Source organism: Enterococcus silesiacus (assembly GCF_001886225.1).
Lineage (GTDB): Bacteria > Bacillota > Bacilli > Lactobacillales > Enterococcaceae > Enterococcus_L > Enterococcus_L silesiacus.
Genome location: NZ_JXLC01000016.1, coordinates 59,768 through 83,720, shown reverse-complemented (window position 1 = coordinate 83,720; position 23,953 = coordinate 59,768). Strand labels below are relative to the sequence as shown.

General features: G+C 35.2%; 28 protein-coding genes. 22 read left to right on the top strand and 6 right to left on the bottom strand.

The features are described from left to right. Positions 1–39 precede the first annotated feature (39 nt). Positions 40–2,460 (bottom strand): hydroxymethylglutaryl-CoA reductase, degradative, encoded by a 2,421-nt coding sequence (locus RV15_RS11695; protein ID WP_071878226.1) that lies wholly within the window; start codon positions 2,458–2,460, stop codon positions 40–42. Between the two features lie 185 nt (positions 2,461–2,645). Between RV15_RS11695 and RV15_RS11690 the strand changes: the two genes are divergently transcribed. Further along, complete coding sequence (locus RV15_RS11690) at positions 2,646–3,797, top strand: hydroxymethylglutaryl-CoA synthase (protein WP_071878225.1); 1,152 nt, start codon at positions 2,646–2,648, stop codon at positions 3,795–3,797. A gap of 404 nt (positions 3,798–4,201) precedes the next feature. Here RV15_RS11690 and RV15_RS11685 read toward each other — a convergent pair whose 3' ends face one another. Continuing rightward, the gene (locus RV15_RS11685; protein WP_071878224.1) at positions 4,202–4,594 is read right to left on the bottom strand and encodes a RidA family protein; all 393 of its coding nucleotides are present in this window, start codon (positions 4,592–4,594) and stop codon (positions 4,202–4,204) included. 187 nt (positions 4,595–4,781) lie between these two features. Here RV15_RS11685 and RV15_RS11680 point away from each other — a divergent pair, with 187 nt between their 5' ends. Next, positions 4,782–5,150, top strand: coding sequence for a winged helix-turn-helix transcriptional regulator (locus tag RV15_RS11680; protein WP_071878223.1), 369 nt, complete (start codon positions 4,782–4,784; stop codon positions 5,148–5,150). A 466-nt stretch (positions 5,151–5,616) separates the two neighbouring features. Here RV15_RS11680 and RV15_RS18970 read toward each other — a convergent pair whose 3' ends face one another. From RV15_RS18970 to RV15_RS18960, 3 genes are all read right to left on the bottom strand, one after another. Beyond that, positions 5,617–5,703: a putative holin-like toxin gene (locus RV15_RS18970; RefSeq protein ID WP_281246837.1), complete on the bottom strand. Its 87-nt coding sequence runs from the start codon at positions 5,701–5,703 to the stop codon at positions 5,617–5,619. A gap of 179 nt (positions 5,704–5,882) precedes the next feature. Then, on the bottom strand, positions 5,883–6,122 hold the full coding sequence (locus RV15_RS18965; protein ID WP_245791348.1) for an SDR family NAD(P)-dependent oxidoreductase: 240 nt from the start codon (positions 6,120–6,122) through the stop codon (positions 5,883–5,885). A gap of 78 nt (positions 6,123–6,200) precedes the next feature. Then, on the bottom strand, positions 6,201–6,362 hold the full coding sequence (locus tag RV15_RS18960; protein WP_245791346.1) for a hypothetical protein: 162 nt from the start codon (positions 6,360–6,362) through the stop codon (positions 6,201–6,203). Positions 6,363–6,511: 149 nt separating this feature from the next. On the opposite strand from RV15_RS18960, the gene RV15_RS11670 reads away from it, so the two are divergent. From RV15_RS11670 to RV15_RS11605, 15 genes are all read left to right on the top strand, one after another. Next, positions 6,512–6,904 (top strand): MerR family transcriptional regulator, encoded by a 393-nt coding sequence (locus RV15_RS11670; RefSeq protein ID WP_071878222.1) that lies wholly within the window; start codon positions 6,512–6,514, stop codon positions 6,902–6,904. A gap of 303 nt (positions 6,905–7,207) precedes the next feature. Further along, entirely contained in the window at positions 7,208–8,191 is a 984-nt protein-coding gene (locus RV15_RS11665; RefSeq protein ID WP_071878221.1) for an aldo/keto reductase, read from the top strand. 33 nt (positions 8,192–8,224) lie between these two features. Then, positions 8,225–8,863 (top strand): NAD(P)H-binding protein, encoded by a 639-nt coding sequence (locus tag RV15_RS11660; RefSeq protein ID WP_071878220.1) that lies wholly within the window; start codon positions 8,225–8,227, stop codon positions 8,861–8,863. A gap of 14 nt (positions 8,864–8,877) precedes the next feature. Further along, the gene (locus RV15_RS11655; protein WP_071878219.1) at positions 8,878–9,216 is read left to right on the top strand and encodes a MerR family transcriptional regulator; all 339 of its coding nucleotides are present in this window, start codon (positions 8,878–8,880) and stop codon (positions 9,214–9,216) included. A gap of 78 nt (positions 9,217–9,294) precedes the next feature. Next, on the top strand, positions 9,295–9,444 hold the full coding sequence (locus RV15_RS18745; RefSeq protein WP_167364097.1) for a hypothetical protein: 150 nt from the start codon (positions 9,295–9,297) through the stop codon (positions 9,442–9,444). A gap of 70 nt (positions 9,445–9,514) precedes the next feature. After that, on the top strand, positions 9,515–10,399 hold the full coding sequence (locus tag RV15_RS11650; protein WP_071878218.1) for a LysR family transcriptional regulator: 885 nt from the start codon (positions 9,515–9,517) through the stop codon (positions 10,397–10,399). A 111-nt stretch (positions 10,400–10,510) separates the two neighbouring features. Then, the gene (locus RV15_RS11645) at positions 10,511–11,044 is read left to right on the top strand and encodes a flavodoxin (protein ID WP_071878217.1); all 534 of its coding nucleotides are present in this window, start codon (positions 10,511–10,513) and stop codon (positions 11,042–11,044) included. A 3-nt stretch (positions 11,045–11,047) separates the two neighbouring features. Next, the gene (locus RV15_RS11640) at positions 11,048–11,455 is read left to right on the top strand and encodes a cupin domain-containing protein (protein WP_071878216.1); all 408 of its coding nucleotides are present in this window, start codon (positions 11,048–11,050) and stop codon (positions 11,453–11,455) included. A gap of 29 nt (positions 11,456–11,484) precedes the next feature. After that, positions 11,485–11,799, top strand: coding sequence for a carboxymuconolactone decarboxylase family protein (locus tag RV15_RS11635; protein WP_071878215.1), 315 nt, complete (start codon positions 11,485–11,487; stop codon positions 11,797–11,799). A gap of 43 nt (positions 11,800–11,842) precedes the next feature. Then, complete coding sequence (locus RV15_RS11630; protein WP_071878214.1) at positions 11,843–13,003, top strand: MFS transporter; 1,161 nt, start codon at positions 11,843–11,845, stop codon at positions 13,001–13,003. A gap of 2 nt (positions 13,004–13,005) precedes the next feature. Further along, the gene (locus RV15_RS11625) at positions 13,006–13,728 is read left to right on the top strand and encodes a dihydrofolate reductase family protein (protein WP_083429169.1); all 723 of its coding nucleotides are present in this window, start codon (positions 13,006–13,008) and stop codon (positions 13,726–13,728) included. 322 nt (positions 13,729–14,050) lie between these two features. Then, positions 14,051–14,893 (top strand): efflux RND transporter periplasmic adaptor subunit, encoded by an 843-nt coding sequence (locus tag RV15_RS11620; RefSeq protein WP_071878213.1) that lies wholly within the window; start codon positions 14,051–14,053, stop codon positions 14,891–14,893. Next, a complete protein-coding gene (locus tag RV15_RS11615; protein ID WP_071878212.1) occupies positions 14,890–15,576 on the top strand; it encodes an ABC transporter ATP-binding protein in 687 nt (228 codons plus the stop codon). The genes RV15_RS11620 and RV15_RS11615 overlap by 4 nt, the downstream gene beginning before the upstream one ends. Continuing rightward, positions 15,566–16,777, top strand: a complete 1,212-nt coding sequence (locus RV15_RS11610) for an ABC transporter permease (protein WP_071878211.1) — start codon at positions 15,566–15,568, stop codon at positions 16,775–16,777. Before RV15_RS11615 ends, RV15_RS11610 begins: the two co-directional genes overlap by 11 nt. A 258-nt stretch (positions 16,778–17,035) precedes the next feature. Then, a complete protein-coding gene (locus tag RV15_RS11605) occupies positions 17,036–17,722 on the top strand; it encodes an alpha/beta hydrolase (RefSeq protein ID WP_071878210.1) in 687 nt (228 codons plus the stop codon). A gap of 495 nt (positions 17,723–18,217) precedes the next feature. On the opposite strand, the gene RV15_RS11600 is transcribed toward RV15_RS11605, so the two are convergent. Then, complete coding sequence (locus RV15_RS11600; protein WP_071878209.1) at positions 18,218–18,514, bottom strand: winged helix-turn-helix transcriptional regulator; 297 nt, start codon at positions 18,512–18,514, stop codon at positions 18,218–18,220. Between the two features lie 182 nt (positions 18,515–18,696). On the opposite strand from RV15_RS11600, the gene RV15_RS11595 reads away from it, so the two are divergent. The 5 genes from RV15_RS11595 to RV15_RS11575 all read left to right on the top strand — a co-directional run bounded on the left by RV15_RS11595 (position 18,697) and on the right by RV15_RS11575 (position 23,924). Beyond that, a complete protein-coding gene (locus tag RV15_RS11595) occupies positions 18,697–19,242 on the top strand; it encodes an NAD(P)H-dependent oxidoreductase (RefSeq protein WP_071878208.1) in 546 nt (181 codons plus the stop codon). Positions 19,243–19,447: 205 nt separating this feature from the next. Then, on the top strand, positions 19,448–20,473 hold the full coding sequence (locus RV15_RS11590; RefSeq protein WP_342715571.1) for a zinc-binding alcohol dehydrogenase family protein: 1,026 nt from the start codon (positions 19,448–19,450) through the stop codon (positions 20,471–20,473). 361 nt (positions 20,474–20,834) lie between these two features. After that, on the top strand, positions 20,835–22,076 hold the full coding sequence (locus RV15_RS11585) for a sugar ABC transporter substrate-binding protein (RefSeq protein WP_071878207.1): 1,242 nt from the start codon (positions 20,835–20,837) through the stop codon (positions 22,074–22,076). Between the two features lie 118 nt (positions 22,077–22,194). Further along, positions 22,195–23,079, top strand: coding sequence for a carbohydrate ABC transporter permease (locus tag RV15_RS11580; RefSeq protein ID WP_071878206.1), 885 nt, complete (start codon positions 22,195–22,197; stop codon positions 23,077–23,079). Between the two features lie 14 nt (positions 23,080–23,093). Continuing rightward, on the top strand, positions 23,094–23,924 hold the full coding sequence (locus tag RV15_RS11575; RefSeq protein WP_071878205.1) for a carbohydrate ABC transporter permease: 831 nt from the start codon (positions 23,094–23,096) through the stop codon (positions 23,922–23,924). Positions 23,925–23,953: the final 29 nt, after the last annotated feature.

Below are 23,953 nucleotides of genomic sequence, written 5' to 3'. Positions count from 1 at the left end.
CTAGAGGAATATTCCTCTAGATTCATTTTTTGTGTGTTGCTATTGTCTCAATTTTATTAAAAATGCCAAAGCTTGTTCTTGATTCATCAAGCCAGTTTTTAGTTTTCCTGCAAGGACTTCGATTTCGGTTCCTTTTGCACCAACAGACATAGCTAAAGAGCGAGCTTGTAAGGACATATGACCTTGTTGAATGCCTTCTGAAACTAAGGCACGTAAAGCGGCTAAATTTTGCGCTAAACCAACAGCTGCAATGACTTCTGCCAATTCTTTTGCATCGGCTACATTTACAATTTCTAAAGCAGCCTGAGCTTTAGGTAAAACACTGATGGCACCGCCAACAGTTCCAATAGCCAACGGTAGCTCTATTGTACCCTTTAAGCCATTGCCAGTTAGTTTCCAGCAACTCAAACCGTGATAAATACCTCCTTTAGCTGCGTAAGCGTGGGCGGCAGCTGCAACAGCACGAGTATCATTACCTGTTGCTAAAACGACAGCTTCTATCCCATTCATAATCCCTTTATTGTGCGTGGCAGCACGATACGGATCTAGTTGAGCAAGTTTGGAAGCTGCTGCAATTTTTTCTGCAACTAATTTTCCAGTATCCAAATCGCCAGTTTTACTTAAAGCAGCAAATGAAACCTCACAAGTTGCTGTTACGATAGATTCAGTTGCGAAATTACTTAGGATGCTAAATAATATTTCATCATCAAACCATTGACGGAATAGATCTGTGACACCTTCTAAAATAGAATTAAGAATATTTGCGCCCATAGCATCTTTAGTATCAACAAGTAAATCCACAGACAAATAGCTGCTGTCTTCAGGAAAATGACGAATTTGAATTCTGTTTAAGCCACCGCCTCGTTTCACGATAGAAGGGTAACTTTTTTCAGCTTGAATAAATATTTCTTCTGAGAACTGGTTGATTTTTTCTTCTATTGAGTTTGGCTCTGCAACATTCATAAAAACAATTTGGCCTCTTAAAAGACCTTCTGCTAATTCACTGTGAATGCTGCCAGATTTTTGAATCATTTTAGCCCCGTTACTACATGCAGCTATTACGGATGGTTCTTCAGTTGCCATAGGTACTTGATAGCTCTTATTGTTGACTAAAATATCTGGAACAATACCCATGGGTAAGGCCATTTCACTGATTTGATTTTCAATCAAATGATTAGCAGTGTCCGCATCTAAGGACATGTTTTCTAACTCTTGTCTGTTTTCTACAGAAAGATTAGCAGTTTCCTGTAAAAATGTTAAGCGCTCATTTTTTGATAGCTGATAAAATTTTTTATCTGTTGTTGTTTTTTGTGGGCGCTCAATCAGCATAGCAAGTCCAAGACCACCGCCAACACATAGAGAAGCCACTCCGTATCGACCAGTTGTGTCTTCTAATTGGTGCGCTAAAGTCGCTATGATTCGAGTGCCAGAAGCCCCAATCGGATGGCCTAAACTAATGCCACCGCCCCAAATGTTGAGTTTTTCTTTAGGAATCTTCAATTCATTTTGAACGACAATCGATGATGCAGCAAAAGCTTCATTGATTTCAAATAAGTCAATGTCTTCCACAGCCAGATCGTTGCGTTGTAATAAGGTTTGAATGGCTTTAATTGGTGAGATGCCCATAATGCTTGGATCAATCCCAATTTCAGTAACGTCTTTCACAATAGCAAGGTAAGGAATCTGATGTTTTTCTGCAAATGACTTTGAAGCTAAGATCATTGCTGAGGCTGCATCGTTGATCGTTGATGCGTTACCTGCTGTGACAGAGCCATCTTCTTTGAAGACTGTTTTTAACATGCTTAGTTTTTCTAAAATGGTATCTTTTCGAACGCCTTCATCGTGTTCTAAAATAGTACCGTCGATGGAAATAGGCACGATTTCCTTCACAAACTTTCCTTCAACTTGTGCTTTGGCCGCTTTCATTTGGGAATGAACAGCAAAAATATCTTGCATTTCACGTGTAATGTTAAATTGTTCAGCAACATTTTCTGCCGTCAGTCCCATTGCTTTACCACTAAAAGCATCGGTCAAACCATCCACTATCATAGTTGGAGCAGGTTTTGAATAGGTGTCTTCTTCTTTGTAAGTGATAGCAGGGGCATTTGTCATACTTTCTGTTCCACCAGCTAAAATAACATCAGCCTGACCTAATTGAATAGCTTGCTTTGCTAAACTAATTGCTTTCATACCTGATCCGCACACTTCGTTTACGGTAAAAGCTGGAACTTCAAATTGCAATCCACTGTTGATTGCAATTTGACGTGCAGGATTTTGTCCATTTCCAGCTTGTAATACATTTCCAAAAACGACTTGCTTTATATGTTCTGCTGCCTTTGTATTCCTCTTAAGTAGCTCTTTTGTAACAGCTGTTCCCAGCTCAACTGCAGATAATGATTTTAATTGTCCTCGATACTTGCCGATAGGGGTTCTCAAGGCGTCGATAATTACGATTTCCACGACGTCACCTCCACTATGAAATATACCATGGTTTGTGAAAAAAGAATACTCTATAAATCATAATAAAAAAACTTCTGAAATTCTTTAACAAATTTTAAATTGTTCTTTTTTCTACCAATCTTGTTCGAATTTATGATAAATTATAGTAGGTAATGAATTGAGAATAATGATAGAGGAGATAAACAATGAATATTGGTATAGATAAAATTAGTTTCTTTGTTCCACCGTACTATGTAGATATGACTGATTTAGCTTTGGCAAGAGGGGTAGATCCAAATAAATTTCATATTGGTATTGGACAAGACAAGATGGCTGTCAATAAGAAAACACAGGATATTGTCACTTTTGCTGCAAATGCTGCAAAAAATATTTTAACAGAGGAAGATCAAGCACAAATTGATATGGTGATTGTAGGAACGGAGTCTGGCATCGATGAATCAAAAGCTTCAGCGGTCGTTTTACATCGTTTGTTAGGAATTCAGCCATTTGCCCGTGCTTTTGAGATAAAAGAAGCGTGTTATGCAGGAACTGCGGCTTTACAGTATGCGGTTGCGCATATTCAAAGTCATCCAGAAAGTAAAGTGTTAGTAGTGGCTTCTGATATTGCTAAATATGGCTTAGCTTCAGGTGGTGAACCAACGCAAGGTGCTGGGGCAGTTGCGATGTTAGTATCAACTAATCCAAGAATTTTGGAGATGAATGACGATAGCGTGACGTTAACGCAAGATATTTATGATTTTTGGCGGCCTGTGGGACATGATTATCCAATGGTCGACGGACAATTGTCGAATGAAACGTATATTCAAGCTTTTCAAAAGGTTTGGGATGAATATCAAGAACGACATAAAAAGACGGTAGCGGATTTTGATGCATTAGCTTTTCATATTCCTTATACAAAAATGGGAAAGAAAGCTTTATTAGCTGCAATGGAAGCTGAATCGACAGAAGAGCAAGAACGTATTCTAACCAAATATGAAGCAAGTATTATTTATAGTCGTCAAGTCGGTAATCTTTATACTGGTTCATTATATCTTGGGTTGATTTCATTGTTAGAAAATGGTCAGTTGAATGCAGGAAATCAAATTGGTTTATTCAGCTATGGATCAGGTGCTGTCGCTGAATTTTTCAGTGGTAAACTTGTTGAGAATTATCAAGAATATTTACTAACCGATCTTCATCAAAAACAGTTAGAGGAACGACAAGTCTTGTCGATCTCAGAGTATGAAGAAATGTTCAATGACCAGTTAGATAGTAATCTAGATCAGGATTACGAGGATCAGCTGTTATATAGTATTGCCTCTGTTTCAAATACAGTGAGGTTTTATAAGGAAGATTAACCTATTTTGGCTAAAATTAAATTGATAGTGTGGCGTATTAAAGTGCTTTTTAAAGCAGTTTAATACGCTACACTATCGATTTTTTGTACAAATTAGAGAGATCACTTTATATCCCTGTTGAAAATCTTCTTCGTAAACCCCTGATAAATCAAAAGTTATACATGAAAAAAAGCTAGATATGCATTAAATTCCTGAAGATACTGAGTATATTTTTAAGATGCCGGCTATAACGATAACCTAATTAGAGGGTAAATCAACTAAATTTTTCAAGCTATTCGTATTAACTATCAAGTTTCGTGATACAGTTCTTCGGGGCACAAAATAGCTACCTACCCATGATTTTTATGGATAAAATCCAATTTTTTATTTGTAGAAATGCGATTATTTAACAGTTCAGTATAACATTAATTTTTGACAGCAATTGCTTCAATTTCAATTAATGCATCTGGATGGAACAATCCATTAATTTCTACAATTGTATCAGCTGGGAATGGTTTTGAAAAATATTTTTCTCGCAAGGCAACGATTGTTTGAAAGTGACTCATATCGGTTAAAAATATCGTAACTTTCAACACATTATCAAGAGAAGAACCACCTGCATTTAAAACTTTTCTTAAATTAATAAAAGTCTGCTCAGCTTGCGCTGTAAAATCTCCAGGATGGAGTAGCTCGCCTAATTCATTGATACTTGTTTGACCTGAAATAAAAAGTAATTTCTCCAAGGATATACCTTGAGAGAGATTAAATGGGGCATAAGGATCTGGCGTTATGTTAATTTGTTCAAAGCTTTTTTTCATATAGAATGACCTACTTTCATTTAGATATTTTTGCAAAAAAATGTTGAAAAATGATGATTTCTTTATTCGTTTTGGCTTGGTGTCCTATCATTTTTTTGCTATAATCATCGTATCATCAGTCAAAGTAAAAGAAAATATCGCACTTTTTTGTGCGTGACTTACTTTAAAGTAAGGAGGAAATAATTACATGTCCAAAATACCCAAAGAAGGCTTTTTTTTATTGCAAGATGTTATTAAGGGAAAATGGAAAAGTTCTTTGCTACAACATATGAATGCTGGCAGTAAACGGCCAAAAGATTTATTAAGCTTGTGTCATGGCATTTCTACGAAAGTATTGAATGAGCAACTAAAACAATTAAAGCAAGATGGTTTAGTTGAACGGATTGTTTTTCCAGAGGAGGTTCCTGTTAAAGTAGAGTATTCTTTGACTAAGTATGGCAAACAATTTGTACCGTTATTGTATCAGCTATGTGAACTTGGTGAAGCACACGCTAAAAGAAGAGATTTGCCAGTTAAGGAAATCATTTATTTGGAAGAAGATAATCAAAATCTCTAATTTGGACAAAAAATATCATCATAAAGGAGTAGAAGAATGGACGTACATAATTGCAATTTGAATATTCATTACTTAGCGCTAGACCCTATTTAGGATGAATCATGACACTTATATAGGCAGATGCCTTAGTGGAATGGGGAAGAGAATGACGTGTTTTGTTGGCATGGAGGGGATAATGAAAAATTATTGGAAAAGCTGTTTCTGACTTTTTTAAACTATTAAACCAATTTTTTTGACTAAACAATTTCATATATTGTTTAGTGTAAGTAGAACAACAGTTAGATATCATGTAATACAAATAGTAAACGTTTTTTTTAGAAGTAGTGACATTAAAATATAATTGTGTTACGATAATAAATGAAAAGAGACAGGAAACCCCGTCTCTCTTGTAGACCCGTTTAAAAGACGGTGGCTATAGTTAAATGTTTTGACCATCTAATTACTGTCCAAAGTAAAGGTTAGATGGTTATTTTTTTGGTTTGTTTTTATCTATTATCAGCACAACTAAGGTTGCAAAGGCAATCATTAGTGTCAGTGCTTCAAAAACGGACATGCTTATTCCTTTCTAGGGATAAAGCCGAAAACCATAGGCATCACCCCTTTATTAGAGAGTTAGCCACCATCCTTTTTACTTTTCTACACTATAAAAATACGCAATCCTTCCATCAATGGATCATTCTTTTACAATAAACCATTAAAAATCAGTCGAAGTGGCTAAACCATTTGCCAGATCTAACATAGCCAAGAGGGATAAGATGGGTTATTGCCATATTCGTGCATCAATTCAACGACTTGCCTACCATATGAAGAAATTTGAATAATACCCCCAACTTGCTGTTCACGCATAAATGGAATCTCAGCATGGATCATTTGAATAGCACCGGTTAAATTAGTTGCGATAATTTTATCAACATCTTGATCTGTGAATTCTTCCGAGGCTCCAAATAAGCCATAGTTCGTATCGTTTACCAGCCCATCGATTGTGCCCTATTTTTGATAGACTTTATTTACTAATACCTTAATTCCATCTGTATCTGTTACATCCAAAAGCTATTGATCAAAAGTTTCTGAATACTGAGTCATTAAGTCTTGTACATTTTTATCCTTACGCACAGTTCCAATCACGGTCTGTCCTTTTGCTACTAGTTGCTTCGTCAATTCTAAACCAAATCCACTACTGACACCGGTGATTCCAAGTTTGTTTTTTTTCATCTGTCATTCCTCCAAATGTTCATTGTGAGGCTGGTTCACCTCTTGAAGTGAACTCTAGGTCAATAAGAAAATTTGTAAATGAGAACAAGATTGTTTTATAATGAAAAAGAAAGAGACTTGTTAAGGAATGTGCAGAGGAGAATTAGGGCATGAATATAAAAAAAGTAAGTGAATTAAGTGGGGTTTCTGCAGATACAATCAGGTATTATGAACGAATAGGTTTGATTCCACCTGTGAAACGTAATGATAATGGGATTCGTAATTTTGATGAAGAAGATTTGCGTTGGATCGTTTTTAGTAGACAGATGAGAAATGCAGGTCTATCTATTGAATCGTTAGTGGAATATTTAACTTTGTTTCAATTGGGGAATGAAACAGTACCGGCCCGTAAAGAAATCATTGCAGATCAAATTTTGGAATTAAAAGAAAAAGCTTCGGAATTAAATACAGCAATTGAACGGTTAGAGTTTAAACTAGCCAATTATGATGAGCATATGATTCCAGCTGAAAATGCATTAAGAGATTTTAATATGAATAGATAATAGAAAATGAATCGCTTCTAAATCGTATCTTTCTTCTAAATTTTTTTAGAGGAAGGCTGATTTAGAAGTTTTTTTATTTATTTTAACAAATCCCTTGACTTGGAGTGAACTTCAAGAGCTAGACTGTTGTTGTTAGTAAGAAAAAACATTCATTGATATAGTAATAATGATAAGCAACAATTGATTGAGACGATTACGGTTTTACTACCATTTATCGGCTATCCAAGAACATTAATCACATTAAATTGTATCAATGAAGTCTTACCAGAAGAAAACGAAAAATAAAATAGAGGAGGAAATACAATGAACTATGTAAAATTTGGCAATACAGGAATGGAAGTTTCAAGAATTTGTTTAGGAGCAATGGGGTTTGGTGATCCGAATAGTGGCTTTCACGAGTGGGTTCTAGAAGAGGAAGAAAGTAAAAAAGTCATCAAAAAAGCGTTAGATTTAGGGATTAATTTCTTTGATACAGCCAATGTCTATTCATATGGTGCTAGTGAACGAATTCTTGGGAAAGCACTGAATGAATATGCGAATCGTGATGAAATTGTAGTGGCAACCAAATTATTTACTACCATGAAAAAAGATGTTCCCAACAGTGGAGGTCTTTCAAGAAAAGAAATCTTCCATCAAATTGATGCGAGTTTAGAACGTTTAGGCATGGATTATGTTGATTTATATATTATTCACCGCTGGGATTACAACACCCCAATTGAAGAAACCATGGAAGCTTTACATGATGTCGTGAAATCTGGGAAAGCCCGTTATATTGGTGCTTCAGCGATGTTTGCGTGGCAGTTTGCTAAAGCACAAGCAGTAGCTGAAAAAAATGGTTGGACAAAATTTGTGTCGATGCAAGATCATTTGAATTTGCTATATCGTGAAGAAGAAAGAGAAATGTTACCGTTATGTGAAGATCAAAAAATTGCAGTGACACCTTATAGTCCATTAGCTTCAGGTCGCTTAACTCGTGATTGGAGCGCGCAAACTAAACGTTTTGAAACGGACAAAACAGCGATGTCAAAATATGATAAAACGGCTGAACAAGATCGTATCATCGTTGAAAGAGTTGCAGAAATTGCTGAAAAACGTGGGGTGGAACGTGTACAAGTTGCATTAGCGTGGTTGCTTCAAAAAGAGCCAGTTGTGGCAGCGATTATTGGGGCAACAAAAGAAAGTCATTTGACGAATGCGATTCCTGCTTTAGATTTAATTTTGACTGAAGAAGAAGTGCAGTTTTTAGAAGAACCTTATGTTCCTCATGCTATTGTTGGTCATAAATAAGAGGTCAGTCAAAACGTGAAAGAAGGATTTAATATGAAAATGCTAATTTTAGGTGCAGCAGGGCAAATTTCAAAAATGGTTACAGAGTTGATTTTAACAGAAACAGATCACGAGCTTGTTTTGTATGGTCGTAATCTTTCAAGTCGAATTTCCGTGAAAGATCCAACGAGAGAAGTCATCATTGAAGGTGATTTTAATGATCAAGACAAATTAAAACAAGCCTTAATTGGAGTGGATATTGCGTATTTAAATGATATGAGCTCTCCAGATGCGACACAAGCAATCGTTGAAGCAATGGAAGAATCTGGTGTAAATTACCTAATAGGAGCGAATGTTTTAGGTATTTACAATGAAGTTGCGGGGGCATTTGGTGAATGGAACACTAGTATGGTTGGCTCGACAGCTACACAGAAATATTTGAAAGCAGCCGAAGTAGTGGAACAGTCTTCGTTGGATTATGTTATTTTAAGATTAACTTGGTTATACAATCAAACAGGCAATGAAGATTACGTATTGACAGAAAAAGGAGAATCTTTTGTTGGTGCTCAAGTAACAAGAGAAGCTGTAGCTAGATTGATTACGACGATTATTCATGATTCAGATAAATACGCTAAAACTAGCCTAGGTGTAAGCGAACCCGATACTGATTGGGCAAAACCCTCTTTTTATTAAGGGAGGTTCAGTCTATGAATAGTAAAGAAATTAGTAAGCAAACCAATACACCAATCAACACCATTCGTTACTTTGAACGAATTGGCTTGATTCCACAGGTAAAGAGAAATTGTGATGGGCTACGTGAGTTTAATGGAGAAGACGCTGATTGGATTTGTTTTATTAAGCAAATGAGAGAAGTCAATCTTTCCATCGAAGGATTGATTGAATATGTGGCTTTATCTGTTCAACCAGAAAAAACAGTCCAAGCTAGAACAGAGCTGCTGAGTGAACAAAAAATTGAATTGCAAGCACAAATCAACCGACTAGAAGCAGCAAAATATGAGCTTCAAAGACGAATAGTGGTAAAATAAGTTTAAAAAGAATAAAAGCACAGTTATTCCATGTGAGAAGCGTATTTGGAAACCAAGCCCAATGTTGGTGGAATACCAATGTTCCAAGAATTGATCAACTTTGCAGCTGAAAATAAAGTATTGCTTAAAATTAAAATGATCGCGGTAGGTCATGTACCAGTTGCATATGAACGTGAATCAAATAACGTTGTTAAATATCGTTTTGTGATTGAGATAGAGACTTTATAAAACGGTTCTTTTAGAAATTCGTTCTGTTTTATTGTAAAATAAGCATGTGAACTTAAAAAGGAGAACCATGATGGAATTAAGAGAACTACGTTATTTTTGGACTGTTGCAGAAGAAAGGAATTTTTCTAAAGCAGCAAAAATTTTGCATATTACGCAACCAACTTTAAGTCGACAAATCAAAGAATTTGAAGAAAAATTAGGTACACCGCTTTTTATCCGAGAAAATAGGCAATTGACCTTAACAGAAGAGGGATATTTTCTAAAAGAGCGTGCTGCTGAAATATTAACGTTAGCTGAACAAACAGAGCGTGAATTTGAAGAGCAAAGTAAAGGCTTTTTAAGCGGACATTTTTCAATCGGGTGTGTTGAAGCCGATAATTCAGATACGATGGCCATGATGTTGGAGGAATTGGTGAGCGACTATCCTCAAGTGACCTTTAATATTGTTTCGGGAACTAGCGATGATATTAGTGATAAATTGGAAAAGGGAATTTTGGATTTAGCAATTTTATTAGAACCGATAGCTACAACAAATTTTGAAAAAATTATTTTACCAAGAGAAGAAAAATGGGGATTGTTAGTATCAAATGATTCTTTTCTTGCACAAAAAGCAACCATTCAGCCTGAAGATTTAGAAGGGATTCCACTATTAAGTTCAAATCGTTCAGAGGTCCAGCTAATGCTTGAAGGCTGGCTTGCGAAACCGTTAAATAATTTAAATGTGGTAGGTACGTTTAATTTGATTTTCAATGTTTTTTCTTTAGTAGAAAATCGTGTTGGTTCGGCTTTAACGATTGAAGGAGCAACAACCAATGGCGAACATGGCGGATTGACATTTGTTCCATTAGCCCCAGAAGTTAAAACAAATTGTGTCCTTGTTTGGAAGAAAAATCGACTGCAAACACCAGCTGTCAAGGAATTTATCCAACGATTTAACGATGCTTTCAAGGCATAGCAACTGGATGGTTTAGGCATTAGACGTTTAGAGAAACAGGTTGTATCATTTACTTGTAAGTAGGTGGTGCAGCCTGTTTTTGCATAAGTAAAGGATAAAGAAGGTGATCAAATGACGGCTATCGTATATTTTTCTCGACCTTTTGAAAATTTGATTGGTGGAAAGAAGGAATATTTGTCTGTTGGAAATACAAAAGTTGTGGCACAAAAAATTGCCGAGATACTCGATGTTGATGCTTTTGCGCTCATTCCAGAAATAACCTATCCAAAAGCGTATCAAGCAGTGGTGACTCAAGCGGAACAGGAAAAAATGATAAACGAGCGACCTAAATATCAACCACTTTTGTTTAACTTAGCAAAACATCAAACGGTTTATCTAGGCTATCCAAATTGGTGGGGCACGTTTCCAATGATCGTTGCAACTTTTTTAGAGGAAAATGATTTATCAGGAAAAAATATTTATCCTTTTTGCACACATGAAGGCAGTGGAATGGGCAATAGCATCAACGATCTACAGGAATTATGCCCTGATGCAACGATTCATATCGGGTTACCCATACGTGGGTCCAGAGTTGAAAAAGCAGATATCGCAATCAAAAATTGGTTACAACATGACCAATCAAAAATAAATCAATTGGAGGAATAAAAAATGGCAAAATTTGAAGAAGTAAAGAATGGTGTGATTTTTCCTGTGGGAGAAAAAAATGAGGCCTATGCGCAATATTTTATCGGTCAAAGCTATTTAAACAATTTAATTGCAGATCCCAAGGTCAATGTAGGTGTAGGAAATGTCACCTTTGAACCTGGTTGCCGTAATAATTGGCATATTCATCATGATGGGTTTCAACTGTTATTAGTCACTGGCGGTGAAGGCTGGTATCAAGAAGAGGGTAAGGCTGCGCAATTTTTAACTGCTGGAGCTGTGATTGTTACTCATGATGGTGTGAAACATTGGCATGGTGCGGCAAAAGATAGTTGGTTTGAACATTTAGCAATTACAGCTGGTACGCCAGAATGGTTAGAACCTGTTTCAGATGAATTATACAATCAATTATAAAAATGAATAAAAGATGGGAGTCCTACCTAATGAAAAAACAAACAGCAGGCAGAGATCAATTAGGTGCATTTGCACCAAAATTTGCAGAATTAAATGATGATGTATTATTTGGTGAAGTTTGGTCGCGAGAAGAACAACTTTCACCACGTGACCGTAGCTTGATTACTTGTTCAAGCTTATTAACACAAGGCGTACCACAATTAGAAGCGCATATGAACATCGCCAAACAAAATGGGTTGACAAAAGAGGAAATGGTGGAATTGATCACTCATTTAGCTTTTTATACAGGATGGCCAAAAGCTTGGTCAGCATTTGCTCTAGCAAAAGAAATCTTTGGCGAATAAAAAATATGGACTATCTTTTGCGTATCTTAAAGGAGACAACTCAGTGAATAAACTAACCAAACTTTCGTTATTATCTGTGTCATTACTTGTGGTATCAGGTGGCGCAATTGCTGCAAATATTCCTGCGATTATGGCAACTTATCCGACTATTAATCCTATTTTAGTAGAATTAATTACCACAATTCCTTCTTTGTTTATAATCTTAACCGTGCCATTTAGCCATACCTTCGCTAGAAAATTTGGTTACAAGCTATCTGTACAGCTTGGTATTGGTATTGTATTAGGCGCAGGGATTATACCAGTGTTTGCGCACTCTTTTTGGCTTTTATTTTTCAGCAGAATATTATTTGGTATTGGCATTGGACTATTTAACCCACTACTCTTTTCTCTAGCCGGAAAAATGTATCAAGGAAAAGAACTTTCATCTATGATTGGCTTTCAAAGTGCATTCGAAGGAATTGGCGGTATGATCATTACGTTTACCGTAGGTCAACTGCTGATAATGAATTGGCGTAGTTCATTTTTAGCTTATTTATTTGCTTTACCGATTTTTCTTTTATTTACATGGTTTGTCCCAGATGTTTCACTTGAGACCGAGGAGAATCAGAGCAAAACAAAGAATCAGGCAATCAATCCTTCAACGTATGGCTATATTGCTTTATTGATACTAGTTGTCACTATTTATATGTCAGTGACAGTGAAAATCACCTCCTTATTGCTTGAAGAAGGTTTTGGAAATGCAACAGATGGCAGTAATTTGGTTGCCTTGGTAGGTTTAGGTGCTATGACTGCTGGTGCATTATTTGGGTCAATCGTTACAATAACAAAAAAATGGACATTACCACTATCCTTTTTTGTCTTAAGTTTATCAATGTTTATGATTGCCTTTTCTCGAAATTTAGTGTCAATTTCAATTGCTGTAGTATTGTGCGGTTTTTCTTTCCGCACCTTTATCCCATATTTGTTTAATGAGGTGAATCAAGATAGCAATGGCAATTCAGAAAAGAGTACATCTTTGTTATTGATAGGTTTCAATATTGGCGCAGCTTTTGCCCCAATTTCGATTTCACTATTAGGAAATATCCTTCCTTCTAAAGAAAATACGGACCTATTTATGGCAGAAGGTATGATCATGATGCTCTTGGCTTTTTGTACTGTAATCAGCACCATAACGAAAAAACAAAAAATCAATGGGGGAAAGTAACAATGATGAAAAGACCAAAAATTATTTGCCATATGCTAACTTCTATCAATGGCAAAATTAGTGGTGATTATATGAGTTCAAAATATGCCATTGTTGGTGGCAAAGCCTATGAAACAACCAATGACAGCTACCTTAGCCAAGCGTGGTTATGTGGAAGAGTTACGATGGAAAAGAATTTTACTCATTTCCATAAACCTAAGTTGAAAGAAATAGAAACACCTTATCCTAGAACGGATTATGTTGCACAAGCAAACGCTCAAATGTATATTGTTTCAGCTGATCCTGCTGGTAAAGTTGGCTGGATTGAAAACAACGTTCAATACGAAAATCGTCCCGAAGCCCACGTTATTGAAATTTTAACGGATAAAGCTAGTGATGAGTATGTCGCTTACCTTCGAGAGCGACAAATCTCTTATATTTTTGCTGGACAAGAATTGATTGATTGTACCCTCGCTTCAGAAAAATTATTGAATTTATTTGGGATCAAAACATTAATGGTATCAGGTGGTGGTTATATCAATTGGTCATTTTTACAAGAGGGATTGATTGATGAAGTGAGTATTGTGATGACACCAGTAACTGATGGACGAACAGATACCAATACAATTTTTGAAAGAGCAGATAACCTGCCCGAAATAGCACCAGTTGGGTTTAAATTAAAATCAGTCGATATCATCGAAGAAGATACCTTGTGGTTGAGATATAGCGTGAATAATAAAGACTAAATTGAATTTAGAAATAATAACATAAAAGATAACGATGTAGTCGTTACAGGTACCTCATCTGGAATTTGGAAATGGATGTACTACTATTTCACATGCCAAGTTGACAAAAAATAGGCAGATCTGATTTGTACTGGGAGTCAATTTTTTTTACTGAGTGTATACTTAAAAAAAGTAATAATACATATCATTTTTTTATTTTCAAATCTAGCATTGATTCCAACTAAAGCTTAGAAAAAAATAAGACTATAGTAGGAAGAAAATGAAACGATTGTTATTTATAATAATTAAGTAAACAAAAATAACGAAAGTTGAGGATTAGAAAATGAAAAAAAAATTGTTGATTGGGGCAGGCGCGATTATTGTTTTAGGAGTGGGTTTTTTTATCTATCAAAATTCGCAGCCGAAAGAAACAGAGACTGCTAAAAGTGTCAATTTATACGAGGTAGAAAAACAAACGCCTCTCCATTTAAAAGGACAAGTACAAGCGAAATTGACCCAGTCCGTATTGTTAAGTACGGATAAAGGTCCAGTAAAAACGATTCATTATAATTTAGGGGATCATGTTGTAAAAGATGCCGTATTAGTAACGTATGAGTGGGGCGAAAAAATCAAAGCAGAAAGAGATAGCATTATTGCGACTTTGAATCCAGATGCAAAAAACGATCCTTCAAAACCCTTGATGGTGCTGAAAAGTATCGAAAATGAAATTAGAGGAACGGTCACAGAATACGATAAAGAAAAATTAAGTAAAGACATGGATGTTACAATTGATTATGTCAATCAAAATAAATCAGTGCCTGGAAAAATAACTGAAATTGCCGAAATCAATACAGTTCCAGAAGCTAATTCAGCATCAGCTAGTACAAGTTCAACTAGTATTGTCAATTATGATTTTACTGCTCAGCCAAATGAAAATATTCCGTTGGGCTATAGTGTAGAAATTCTGATTCCTAGAAATGAAATTCATTTACCAACGAAAAGTGTGCAGGAAAAGGATGGGAAATTTTATGCATACTTAGTTAAAGATAACAAGGCAGAACAAAAAGAAGTAACCGTCAAAGAAGCGGAAGGCTTTTATATCTTAGAAAGCGGTGTAGATGAAGGAATAAAAATAATCAAGAATGTGAAAGGAATCACTAAAGGAACGGAAGTGGCAGTACAATGATCAAATTAGAACATGTTAATAAGTATTATTCATTGGATCAAGAAAAAATTCATGTTCTAAAAGATATCAATTTGAACATACAAGAACATGAATTTGTTGCTATTATGGGACCATCAGGCTCAGGGAAATCTACCTTAATGAACACAATCAGCTTTTTGGACGGTAATTTTGAAGGCAGTTACTTGTTTAAAAATGAAGATGCGTATCATTATAATGACAATAAATTATCGCGAATCCGTAATCAATCGGTAGGATTTGTTTTTCAATCGTTTCAACTAATTGAGAACAATACAGTATTTGAAAATGTAGCATTGCCTTTATTATACGGAGGAATGAAGTATCGAAATACTAAAGAGTTGGTAATGAATGCTTTAGAAAAAGTTGGAATTCCCGATAAATACAATAAACTACCAAAACAATTGTCTGGAGGGCAACAACAAAGAGTCGCAATTGCTCGAGCGCTTGTCGGTAATCCCAGTTTCATTATAGCCGATGAACCAACTGGAGCGCTTGACACACATACATCAGCAGATATTATGGAATTATTTCAACAATTAAATGACAAAGAAAAAGTAACGATTTTGATGGTAACTCACGATAGTGAAGCTGCTCAATATTGTAAACGAGTCATTACTGTTCGAGATGGGGAGATCATTGAAGGAGGCGCTGATTATGCGGTTTAGTGAAATTTGGAAAACATCTTTAAAATCTATTTTAAAAAATAAACGGCGTAGTTTTCTTACGATGATCGGCCTGATTATTGGGGTTTCCTCTGTAATCACGATTTTTTCTATAGGACGCGGTTTCGAACGGTATGCTGCTGATTTTATTGGGTTGGATAATTATGATTCGAGTATCTTTTTTAATTTTGCCCCAAATGATGAAGCTTTCTATGATACCAACTTAGCTTCATTCTCTGAAACTGATTTTGAACGAATCGAAAATATAGATGGTGTCAAAGCAGTGGAATATTATGATAATGAGGAAAAAGGCGCAAAATACTATTCACAGCAAATTGCAGAAGCAAGTAATGCTTCTGCGCAAGGCTCTTTTAAACTATTATCCTCAAATGGGACAGAAACGATTTATGGAAGAGGAATAAAAACTTCGGATAGCATTAATCGCAATAAAGTGATGGTGATTAATGAAACAATTGCTAAGGCAATCAAAAAAGAAAATCCAGAATCGCTGATTGGTAAAAGTTTAACAATCAAAGGGCAACTATTTGAAGTTGTCGGTATTATGGAAGACCGTAACAACTCAGGATTTATCACAACTCAAGAAGATTATGTTGGCGTTGAGGTACCTGGGGCAAGCTATGAAGAGTACTTTGAAAATCCCAAAGACTCGCTTTTGATTAAGCTGGAAGCAACTGCTGATCCTAAAGCAGTGACCAAAGAGATAACCAAAACATTGGATAAATATGGTTCACTTAGAAATATGGGAGCTTATAAGAGTCAGGATCTTGCAGGGCAAGTCAACCAACTTAGGATGATTTTGACTGGTATTACGGCAATTGTTTCAATCATTGGTGGTATTTCATTGTTTATTTCAGGTATAGGTGTTATGAATATGATTTACATCTCTGTTTCTGAACGAACGAAAGAAATTGGCGTTCGACGGGCAATGGGTGGCACTCGAAATAATATTATGTTGCAGTTTTTACTAGAAGGAATTACGTTAACATTGATTGGCGGTGCAATTGGGTACATTTTCGGTATGCTGATTGGCTATATCGTTGGGATGGTTACACCGTTTACGATTGCTCCAGATTTATTTACTGCTATGTTAGCACTAGTTCTTTCAATTGTGATCGGCATTGTCTTTAGTTGGTTACCTGCTAAAAGTGCTGCTAAAAAAGATATTGTTTCGTTGATCCGTTAAAGTAGAGTCTCTATTAATATTATCATCAATTATTCAGATTTAAAGTATGGAGCAAAACTGATTTTTAGTTTTGTTTCATACTTTTCTGCTTGTTAAACATTTTGAATTGACTGTATACCAATATTTTATTAAATTTAATTAAAAAGGGCAGAATGAACAGAAGGAGTAAGGTAGAATGTTAAAGTACATAAAATCAAATGGCTTTTGAAGGGATGATTTAAGCAATAATTTCATTTATTCAAAAGAAAGTGAGGCATAATGAAAAAAAGAGCAATACTGATCATCCATGGCTTTGGGGGAGATGAGAAAGAAATCCTCTATTTACACGATTACTTAAAACAAAGCAAGCTTGATTCATTTTGGATTCGATTAACTGGCCATGGTGGAAATAAGGAAAACTTTTCAAAAGCAACAGCTGATCAATGGTTAGCGGATGTTAAGAATAAATTAGATGAGCTTGAACAAAACTATACAAACATTACTTGCATTGGTTTTTCAATGGGAGGATTATTGACGATTCAAGTATCAGAAAGAGAATCAGTAGATCAACTAGTTTTATGCAGTACACCGATCTATCTTTATAATATGAAAATTATTATGCAAGATATCGTCGAAAGTTTATTATTTAAAAATCAAGAAAAATTGGATTATTATTTTCGTTCTGCCCAAACGTCATCTATTCGATCCTGTTTTCAGTTTTTATCGTTATTAAGAAAAACCAAGATCAAAATGAAGAAAACTAGTCAAGCAACAATGAATAAAAAAATGCTTATTTTACAAAATAGACAAGATGAAACTACCTATTATAAAAGCGCGTACTATCTAGCAAAAGCAAGTAATGCAACAGTTTCTTTGAAAATATATGAGAATGGAAGACATCAGCTCTTTCTAGGAAAAAACAAAAACCTTGCGGTAGAAGATATAAAAAGATTTATCCTGTGCTAATCTTCAATCTTTCTAGTAATCATTGAATTAGATAAAAACCTCGTTGACTAAATTGAAAAAAATACAATAAGCTTTTTACTATAGCTTATTTGTAAAAGGATTGAGCCAACAGAGCGTATTTATCTGCATGTCAAGTGAAACATTTTTTATTCATATCTCGTTTTTTTTATAAGATAGTTTAAATTTTTAGCTAAAAAAAGAAAGAAAACGTTCGCTTTTATTTATTATAGGGAATACAATCATTTTTTTAGAAACGTTTCACTATTCAGTTAATATTACTGAAATGACGATCTTGCCAACGAAACAAGCTTAAACTGGTTACTTACATTAATTTTAAGGAAATCAGGTAAGCACATGGAGAGAAAAGTGCGTATAACAGGAAAAACAAGTTCGATTTTGAGCAATCATCAAAATCGAACTTGTTTTTTTGGGAGAAGGACTATTGCCTTCTCTGTTATGCTTCTTATCTTGAAATAAGAGTAAGTAGCTAGCAATTTAATATTGATCACCCCAAATAGACATGGACTGTAAGATACTTTCCATTGAACGACCTTTATCAGTCAATTGATATTCTACTTTTGGTGGAACTACTGGATAAACCTTCCTAGAAATTAGACCGTCATTTTCAAGTTGTCTTAATTGGTCTGTTAATGATTTATTTGTGATATTACCCAATCCTTTTTTTAATTCACCAAATCTCATTTTTCCAGAAAGTAGACGAAATAAAATAATTGGTTTCCATTTTCCGCTTATCAAGTTCACCGTTTTCTTTACAGGACAGTTATCAATCATCTATTTTCCTCCTTCATTTGAAGTATCTTTTTTATACTGAGTATCACTAAAGTATATCATATATAGAAAAAGTGCGTACTTCCATTATTTTTTTCTTGTTGTATGCTTGTTTTAGAGAAGAAATCAAGTGGAAAATAATGTGTATTTCTTTTTGCAATAACTGAAAATGGAGGAACAATATTATGGGAAAAACGATTTTAATTTTAGCACATCCAAATCTGGAACAATCAACAATGAATAGCTATTTAATTGAGGAATTAAAAAAGGAACACTTAAATTTGGAAATTCACCATATTGATCAACTATACCCGACTGGTGAAATAGATGTCGCAGCAGAAAAGGAAATGCTGATGTCTGCGGACTTAATTATGTTTCAATTTCCAATCTTTTGGTATAACGCCCCACACAGCCTAAGAAACTGGTTAGAAGTGATGCTAGAGAAAGATTGGGCTTATGGTGCTAATTTTGCCTTAACTGGTAAAAAAATTGTCTTAATAATGACTGCTGGAGGAACCGAAGCAACCTATCAATACAACCACTCTAATTCTCGAAATATTGAAAATTATATGTATGGCTTTTATGAAATGTTTCGGACGGTTCGAACAGATTATGTAGATTCATTTTACATTTTTGAATCAAATGCAAACCTTGAGGGAGATAGACTACCAAATGAATACAAACAATATTTGCACTTTATCCAAGAAATGCTGACAAACCAATCAACATGATTCATTTGAGCGAGATACAATGTTAATAATAGTATGGCTTAAGTAGTTTCTAGAATGAAAAGGGCAAGAAGAGGTGCCTTTGCTTTCATTGTTCATCCTTGATTATCAGGTTTATTATTGATTCCTTCTTAAGGCGCAAAAATGTGCGTTCTTACATTAAGAATACGAGAGGTGTACAATAAACGAAGAAGAAAGGGATGATCTTATGATTATGATGAAAGCAGTTGGTTTAAAAGAATATCTACCGATAGACGCTGAAAATAGTTTTCTGGATTTAGAAATTGAGAAACCTCATGAACTAAAAGCAAGAGATCTTTTAGTGGAAGTCAAAGCAGTCTCTGTTAACCCAGTGGATATCGGTGCCAGAAGCCCCAAAGACAGTACTATAAAGGATTATCGTATTTTAGGATGGGATGCTTCGGGCATTGTAACAGAAGTGGGAGAAAATTGTTCCTTATTTAAAATTGGTGATGAAGTTTTTTATGCTGGTGCTCTAGAACGTAGCGGAACCAATGCGCAATATCATGTTGTAGATGAAAGAATTGTAGGAAGAAAACCTAAAAATATGGATTTTGCTAATGCTGCTGCCTTACCTTTAACATCTTTAACTGCTTGGGAATCACTGTATGATCGTATGAACATTGATAAATCTAAAGATGCAGGGAAAACGATTTTGATTATCAACGGTGCAGGTGGCGTTGGATCAGTTGCTATACAATTAGCTAAAATGAGTGGGTTAAAGGTCATTGCAACAGCATCAAGAGATGAAAGCATTGAATGGATAAAATCTCTAGGAGCAGATGAAGTTATTAATCATCATTTTTCTTTATCTAAACAGTTAGCTGAACTTGGATTAGCTGGGACAGACTATATTTTGAATTTGTATAGTACAGAAAAAAATTGGGATGAAATGTGTAAGATCATTAATCCAGAAGGACACATGACGTCGATCACTCGATTAAACAAACCAGTAAATTTAGGTGCATTAATGGACAAAAGTGTTTCTTTCCATTGGGAATTGATGTTTACTAGGGCAAAATACGAAACACCTGATATGGTAAGACAGCATGAAATTTTAAATGGAATTGCCCAATTAATTGAAACAAATCAATTAACGCCCACTTTAAAAAAAGAGTTCTCACCAATCAATGTTGAAAACATGAAAAAGGCACATGCTTTGATTGAATCAGGTAATTCTATTGGAAAAGTAGTGTTATCTGACTTTCAATAAATAGCAAAAATAAATTTAGAGTTATGACACGGCTGAGAGATTAAAAATATAGAACGATACCCTTAAAAGAGCAATTCGGATGCCAGTCAAATGACGGATATCCAAATTGCTCTTTTCTTATAAAATAGTCAATCTGTTAAGGGATTATGTTATGTGAAATTATATTTATCTCTGTTAAATAATCTGTTTTTTATATATAGTCCTCGTAGGTGAAACGTTTCTATTTTCATTTTTAAAAACAGCAATTATTTTAATGTAAATCCTGTTAACAATAAAAGAAAACGCTTGCTTTTATTTATTATAGGGAATATAATCATTTTTGTAGAAACGTTTCACTAAATATTATTAAGGGAGTGGAAGTATGAAATCATGGAAAAAGCTTTGCTTATTAGGAACAACTTTATTTGCAACTGTAGGTCTGATGGCAGCCTGTTCTTCAGGAAATAAAGAAAGCGCTTCAGATGAACTGACATTTTGGTATATGGGTGATGGTGATCAAGGAATCAAGCCGATCGTAGATGAATTCACGAAAGAATCAGGGATCAAAGTCAAAATTCAAAGTATTCCTTGGGCTACGTCAAGAGATAAGTTACTCACAGCAGTTGCTTCTAAAGAAGGACCTGATGTCGTTCAAATGGGGACAACCTATATGAGCGAGTTTGTTGATGCAGGCGCATTGATGGATATAACCGAGGATGTAAAGAAAAGCGATAGCATGAAATCAGATAACTTCTTCGATGGTTCTGTCGCAACAACTGAATTCAGTGGACAAACATATGCAGTTCCATGGTATACAGAAACTCGCGGATTATATTACAGAAAAGATTTATTAGAAAGTGTTGGTTATCAAGAAGCGCCAAAAACTTGGGATGAATTAGCAGATGCGGCCAAAAAACTAGCAGCACGTGGAGATAATAAATATGGGTTTGGTGTAGAGTTGAAAGAACCGACTTTTGGTTTCATGTTTGCTCGCCAAAATGGTTCGGAATTATTTGATAAGAATGATAAGCCGCTTTTCAATGAATCAGAAATGGTAGATGCTTTAAAATTTTTAGACAAACTAGTTCAAGATGGCTCAGCGCCTAAAACAGATTTAGGTTTAGAAATCGGTCAAAGCTTTGGTGGCGAAGGTGTTGTTCCAATGTTTATCAGTGGCCCTTGGATGATCAATAGTATCAAAGATTCTGCTCCTGATATTGATGGAAAATGGGGTGTAGCTGAACTACCAAAAGGGCCTGTGAATAATATGTCTGTTACTGGTGGAGCAAACTTAGCTGTGTTTAACAGCTCTAAGAAAAAAGCGGATGCACTGAAATTGATCGAATACCTTTCAAAACCAGAAAATCAAACAAAATTCTTTGAAAGTACCAATTCACTTCCAACGAACAAAAAATCCTGGGAGGCTGAGGTCTTCAAGAGCGATCCATTGATTTCAGTATTCGGAAAACAACTAAATGACTCACAACCAATGCCTTTGTTAAAACAATGGGATGAAATTTCTCAAAACTTCATGAAGCAATGGGAACAAGTCGTTGTTAGTGGCAAGAATCTTCAAGACGCAATGGACGAATTAAATGAGCAAACAGAGACGTTGATCAAGTAATAGTCATGAGTCAAAAGGAATAAAAATTCAGAATAAGTTGTTTATTCTAAATAGATGAGCAATAGCCAAGACGCTCGTTTTTATTCCTTTGACTCATTCATAAGGAGGAAAGGACAAAATGAAAAAATCAAAATCACCTTATTTTTTTATAGCTCCAGCTATTGCTTTATTACTTATTTTTTCAATTATACCGATTTTTATTGCAGTAACCATTAGCTTTACTGATATGAGTTTGGCAGGTTTAGCTGATTTTTCTCGAATCAATTTTGTTGGTTTGGATAATTATTTGAACATATTTAATGACAAGGTTTTTGGTCAAGCAATGTTCAACACTGCTTACTATGTCATTATCGGTGTGCCACTGGTGATTATTGCATCCTTAGCCTTAGCTATTATGATCAATTTTGGAGAAAATAAATTTTTCTCTTTTATGCGCTTAGTATTTTATAGTCCGTCGATCACAAATACAGTGGCAGTATCTGTTGTTTGGATGTACTTATACAATCCAACGATCGGGTTATTAAATCATTTATTATCTTATGTAAATGTTGGGCCTATCATGTGGCTGACAGATCCTAGTACATCGAAACTTTCATTGATCATCATAGCTGTTTGGAAAGCGATTGGCTTAAATATGTTGATTTTTTTAGCAGCGATCCAAGGGATTCCAAAAGAATATTATGAAGCGGCAGAAATCGATGGTGCTAATAAGTGGCAGCAGATTCTAAAAATCACTATTCCCTTACTGAAATTCTCGATTTTCTTTGTCACTGTAACAACATTGATTGGCTGGTTCCAATTCTTCGATGAACCATTCGTTATGACTAAAGGTGGTCCGCTAGATAGTACCTTATCCGTGGCGTTATTCATTTATCAAAGAGGCTTTCAATATAATAAATTTGGCTATGCCGCAGCAGGATCAGTGATTTTATTTATTGCGATCATTATCGTGACGGGCATCCAAATGAAAATTCAAACGAAGCAAAAAGAAAATGAAGGATAAAAGGAGAGAACGATATGCAGTCACATAAAAATGCTCAAATGAGTTTTAAGCTTTTTATAGGTATCCTCTTAGGTGTTCTGGGTGTTATGACCTTTTTCCCTTTTCTGTGGATGATTTTTTCTTCATTTAAAACCAATGCAGAAATCAATCAGATCGTTCCTAGTTTATTACCAAAAGAAGCAACATTCGATAATTTTAAAGAACTATTTTTCAGATTAAACTTTGGTACCTATCTTAAAAATACACTGATTATTACTGCCTGTTCTTTTTTAGGCTTGTTATTAAACGCCATGGCGGGATACGGCTTTGCTAAGTTTGATTTTAAAGGGAAAAATTGGCTGTTCATGATGGTTTTAGCTACGATGATGATTCCTGGACAAGTGACAATGATTCCAGTTTATCTACTGTTAAATTCAGTTGGTCTTACAAATACTTTGATCGGGATTGTTTTACCTGGGCTAGCAGGCGCTTTTGGTATCTTTTTATTTAGGCAATTTATGAATACCATTTCAAACGAAATGCTTGAAGCTGCTCGACTAGACGGCGCGAGTGAATGGTACATCTTCTTTAAAATCATTTTACCAGTAAGTCGTCCGATTTTAGCTGTTCAGGGTATTTTGACCTTTATTGGCGGCTGGAATTCGTTCTTATGGCCATTGATCATTGCTAACGATGAGAAATACTATACGTTATCTGTTGGTCTGCAGCTGTTACAAGGGCAACATGGGACAAACTATGCTTTGCAGATGGCTGGTGCGACATTTATGGTTATTCCAATTTTGATAGTATTTTCGATTTTTCAAAAATATATTTTACAAGGGTTCAACGTTTCAGGAATTAAATAGTGACTAAGGTTAAAAATAGGAACGTTTCC